This window comes from Microvirga sp. Mcv34 (assembly GCF_024519725.1).
GTDB lineage: Bacteria > Pseudomonadota > Alphaproteobacteria > Rhizobiales > Beijerinckiaceae > Microvirga.
The window spans coordinates 1-3,630 of the sequence record NZ_JALJRK010000183.1 but is presented as its reverse complement, the minus strand read 5'-3'; the positions used below and the strand labels follow the sequence as shown (position 1 = coordinate 3,630).

The 3,630-nt window shown below is 65.9% G+C and carries 2 protein-coding genes; both read left to right on the top strand.

The genetic code is table 11. The annotated features are described in order from the left end of the window. Positions 1–373 precede the first annotated feature (373 nt). Entirely contained in the window at positions 374–1,714 is a 1,341-nt protein-coding gene (locus tag OC446_RS29755) for an IS110 family transposase (protein WP_262032497.1), read from the top strand. Positions 1,715–1,787: 73 nt separating this feature from the next. Further along, complete coding sequence (locus tag OC446_RS29750) at positions 1,788–3,467, top strand: IS1182 family transposase (protein WP_262032496.1); 1,680 nt, start codon at positions 1,788–1,790, stop codon at positions 3,465–3,467. Positions 3,468–3,630 lie beyond the last annotated feature (163 nt).

Genomic DNA, 3,630 nt, shown 5'->3' with positions numbered 1-3,630 from the left:
GACAGCAAATCACTACCCTGATCGCCGCGCTCTCCATCCAGATCGTCGCGCTATAATCTGGCCCAAGCGGGAATGGGTGGCTCTCAAAATGGCGCGGCGGGATCACCGGATTCTCCTGATCTTCCCTCGCGTGATACTGCTGGCGAACGGGCGCGAATTTTCAATCCGCCTGTGGCGGGAGAAACAGGGTGCCCTATGATCGGCTGCGGAGGGGAGTGGCCGATGTGAATGTGGTGGTCCCAACCCCGACGGCGAACATGGTCCACGGGCTGCTGCGCACTTGAGAGTGGTGACGCCCAGGCGATCCCGGTTAGGAATGTGATGATCTCGCGCAGCCCCGCCCTCCGCTGATGTCAGCCAGGAGGAGCCTGCCATGCCGCGCAAATCGCCGTCCCACCTGCAGCGGGATCTTGCCCCGATCCATCCCCATGCGGCCGCCGTCTCGCCCCGCTGCGATCCCGAGCCGGTGCGCACCTTCGGCACCTTCACGGGTGACCTGCAGCGCCTCGCCGCCTGGTTTGAGCAGTGCAGGGTCACCACGGTGGCCCTGGAGTCGACTGGGGTCTACTGGATCCCGCTCTACGAGATCCTCACCCAACGCGGCTTCGCGATGGTGGTGGTCAATGCCCGCGAGGTCAAGCAGGTGCCGGGCCGCAAGACGGACGTGTGCGACGCCCAGTGGCTGCAGCGCCTGCATGAGTACGGGCTCCTGCGGGCCAGCTTCCAGCCGCAGGGCGAGATCGCCACCCTGCGCTCTTATCTGCGCCAGCGCGAGCGCCTCCTGGAAGCTGCCGCTGCCCACATCCAGCACATGCAGAAGGCGCTGACCCAGATGAACCTGCAGCTCCATCACGTGGTGGCCGACATCACGGGCCAGACGGGGCTGCGCATCATCCGGGCCCTGGTGGCGGGCGAGCGCGATCCCGACCGCCTGGCCGCCTTGCGCGACGGGCGCTGCAAGACCCCGCTCGCGACCCTGCGCGCTGCGCTGGTCGGCAACGACCGGGAGGAGCACGTCTTCGCCCTGGCCCAGGCGCTGGAGCTGTATGAGGTCTACCAAACCAAGGTGGCCGCCTGCGACGAGCGCATCGCGGCCGTGCTGGAGCGCCTGCAAGCCCAGAGCCCGCCCCCGGCAGTGCCGCTGCCGCCGCCCCGCCGCGCGCAGCCGCAGGCCCATGAGCCGGCCGTGCCGGTGCGCGCGGCCCTGCATGCGATCCTTGGGGTCGATCTGACCCAGATCGATGGGATTAGCCCCTCCTTGGCGCTCAAGCTGGTCAGCGAGTGCGGCCCGGATCTCGCGGCCTGGCCGAGCGCCCAGCACTTCACCTCCTGGCTCGGCCTCGCGCCGCACAACAAGATCTCCGGGGGCAAGGTGCTGTCGAGCCGCACGCGCCGCTCCGGCAGTCGGGTCGCGGCACTGTTGCGGCTGGCCGCGGGCGCGATCGGGCGCACCCAGACTGCGCTGGGCGCCTTCTACCGGCGGCTGGCCGCGCGGGTCGGCAAGGTCAAGGCGATCACGGCGACAGCGCGCAAGATCGCGGTGCTGGTCTACAACACGCTCCGTCACGGAATGGCCTACGCCGATCCGGGGGCGGCGTACTACGAGGAACGCTATCGGCAGCGCATGCTGAGCAATCTTCGCCGCCGCGCCAAGTCGCTCGGCTATGTCCTGGAAAAGGCAGAGCTCGCCTCAACCGAACTCGTTGTTTCTTAGGAATGGGCCGGAGCCTTGGAGGTAGGGATTGGCGTTCTGGGTTTGAGGGGGCAGCACCATCCCGGAGGTCCTCATGTCGCTCCGCCCGACCCCGTGCCGTGATGTTCCGGCCGCTACGGCAGACATCGCGCGTGCCGCGTTCCCGCATGGCAGCCCCTATCTGCGCCTGCGTGACCATCTTGGGACGATCTTTACTGACGCCCAGTTCGCGTCCCTCTTTGCCCCTTGCGGGCAGCCGGCCGAATGCCCGTGGCGGCTGGCGCTGGTGAGCTTGCTGCAGTTCGCCGAGAACCTCTCTGATCGGCGGGCGGCCGAGGCCGTCCGAGGGCGCATCGATTGGAAGTATCTGCTCGGCCTGGAACTGACCGACCCTGGCTTCGATGCTTCGGTTCTCAGCGAGTTCCGCGGTCGTCTTGTCGCCGGAGGCGCAGAAGAGCATCTGCTCGACACTCTCCTGGCCCTCTGCCGTGACCTGAAGCTGGTGAGCGCCCGTGGCCGGCAGCGCACTGACTCGACCCATGTGCTCGGAGCCGTCCGCTTCCTGAACCGCCTCGAGTGTGTGACAGAGACACTGCGAGCTGCCCTGAACGCCTTGGCCATGGCGCCACCCGAGTGGCTGCGCAGCCAAGCCGATCCGGCCTGGCTGGAGCGCTATAACCGGCGGGCGGGCGATCACGAGGTACCGCAAGGCGAGGCGAAGCGGCGAGCCCACGCCGAGCAGATTGGTCGCGATGGTCATCAGCTGCTTGCGGCCATCATGGCTCCTGGTGCGCCAATATGGCTGCGGCAGATCCCGGCTGTTGAGTTGCTGCGGCAGGCCTGGCTCCAGAACTTCTCCATCATTGGCGATGCCCCAGCCGCCGGACCTGAGGCTGCCCCCTTGGTGCGATGGCGGACTGAACAGGAGGGGTTTCCACCCTCGCTGTTGATGGTTGCTTCACCTTATGATCCGGAGGTGCATTACGCGAAGAAGCAGTCAACGATCTGGATCGGCTACAAGGTGCATCTGACTGAGACTTGCGACGAGGGTGGACCGCATTTGATCACGCATGTGGAGACCACGCCGGCACCTGTCGTCGATCGCGACGCTCTCGAAGACATCCATGAGGCGCTCGAGGCCAAAGGTCTGCTGCCCGACACCCATCTTGTCGATGCCGGCTATGTCGCGGCCGACCAACTTGTCGCCAGCCGGAAGAAAGGCGTGAGGCTCCTCGGGCCGGCCCCCAAGGATTACCAGTGGCAGGCCCAATCCGGCGAGGGCTTCACCGTGCAGGACTTTCTCCTCGACTGGGATCGCGAAGTGGCAACCTGCCCGGCAGGGCATCAGAGCAAGAGTTGGAGCCCCGACTACCACCAGGGGCGGACTGCCTTTAAGGTTCGCTTCTCGACGACAGATTGTCGACCCTGTTCCTTGAAGCCACAGTGTACTCGGAGCGGCCGACGCCTTCTGACGCTGCGGCCACGCGAGGAACACGAAACGCTGGAGGCGGCTCGCGAGCGAGAAACGCAGCCCGCCTTCTCAAAGGAGTATCAGCAGCGCGCCGGCATCGAGGGGACGATCTCGGCGGGTGTCCGGGTCCTGCACCTGCGGCACTCCCGGTATATCGGATTGGCCAAGACCCATCTGCAGCATGTGCTGACCGCGGCCGCCATGAACCTCATCCGGCTCGGTGCTTGGTTCGGCGGCACACCGCTCGCGCAAACCCGTCAATCCGGATTCACCAAGCTCATGACGCTTCCAAGCTGCCCGTGAGGCATTCGCCAGCAGTATCGATAGATTGTCAACCCTGTCCCTTGAAGGTACAATGTCCCCGAAGAGGGCGGCGACTGCATACGCTACGACCCCGCGAGGAACATGAGACGCTAGTGTTGTGTCACTGACGGGTGATTCCGAAATCTGGTGGGCTGTGCGATGC

What these genes read in the sequence shown, in the direction of transcription:
- OC446_RS29755 (WP_262032497.1), top strand. Translation starts at nt 374, where the DNA reads ATGCCGCGCAAATCGCCGTCCCACCTGCAGCGGGATCTTGCCCCGATC.
- OC446_RS29750 (WP_262032496.1), top strand. Translation starts at nt 1,788, where the DNA reads ATGTCGCTCCGCCCGACCCCGTGCCGTGATGTTCCGGCCGCTACGGCA.